The following is a 1,027-nucleotide window of genomic DNA, read 5'->3' on the forward strand; positions in this document are numbered from 1 at the left end:
GATTGAGATTCTGCTGCAAGTGCTTGACGTTCAGTGCGTTTTTGGGTAGCGATCGCACCAGCAACTCCCTGTCTCAATTGTACCAAATTTGACTGCATTTCCAGAAAGGTTTGCTCCAAAACTTTTTCTGGATCTTCAGCACCATTCACCAAGCTGTTAACATTAGCACGAACTACCCGCAAAATGCGCTTCATCACTTCCATACTTAAATATGCTCCATTCAGGTTTTAGCAACCAGCAAATTTAGGCTTCTTTCCATGATCAATTCTGAATTATCAATTCTGAATTATCAATTATCAATTATCAACTATCAATTACCTATCATGGTTTTCGTACACGGGCTTTAATCCCTTTTGCCTGTAGTTGCTGTAAACGTTGTTTTGCTTCCTCTTCAGTCTTCAATGCACCAAGATAAATATACTTTTGTCCATCTGATAAATAAGCATCAGGAACAACTTGCCGCGCACTTGCTAAAGCATTATTGCCTTGATTATCAGCCACAATATAATAGTACCCATCCGCTGATGGTTTTATTTCTGTATTCAGTCCTGGTAAAGTTTCCTTGGGCTTGGGTATAGCGGCAACATTGGGGACTGAAGTTAGTGGAACTACTGGACTTATTGGTGTTTCGATGACTATGGGTTGGAGAGTAGCTGTCGGGGTTGGTTTAACTTTCGGTGTTAAACCTATTACATCATTAGGATCTCTCACCTGTGGAAACTCACGAGCCGCCAAGTTAGGATATTTGGGAATAGGTGTGATTTCTGGTTGGGCTACAGGTGAGGGATTACTTGCCGGAACATAAGTATTTTCACTATTTTTTAAGAAAATACGGTTAAAAAGTTGGCTCAAATGCAACTGTGGTAAAGTTCGGGAATTAAATACTACATAGCCTAAAGTTAAACTAGCTAACAGCAGCAGCAGCATAGAACCAATACCCAACGGTGACAGTAAACTGTCCTTGAGACTTCGCAGCAGTGGTTCACTGGGTTCTAAATCATCATCTGGGTGTTTGGGAGTATGATTT

General features: G+C 40.7%; 2 protein-coding genes. Both read right to left on the reverse strand.

The genetic code is table 11. The features are described 5' to 3' along the window. Positions 1–203: PspA/IM30 family protein (locus tag H5968_RS24990; RefSeq protein WP_187042085.1), on the reverse strand; the 203-nt coding region annotated here is incomplete at its 3' end. Positions 204–321: 118 nt separating this feature from the next. Beyond that, positions 322–1,027: SPOR domain-containing protein (locus H5968_RS24995; protein WP_187042086.1), on the reverse strand; the 706-nt coding region annotated here is incomplete at its 5' end.

Source organism: Sphaerospermopsis sp. LEGE 00249 (genome assembly GCF_014299995.1).
Taxonomy (GTDB): Bacteria; Cyanobacteriota; Cyanobacteriia; order Cyanobacteriales; family Nostocaceae; genus Sphaerospermopsis; species Sphaerospermopsis kisseleviana.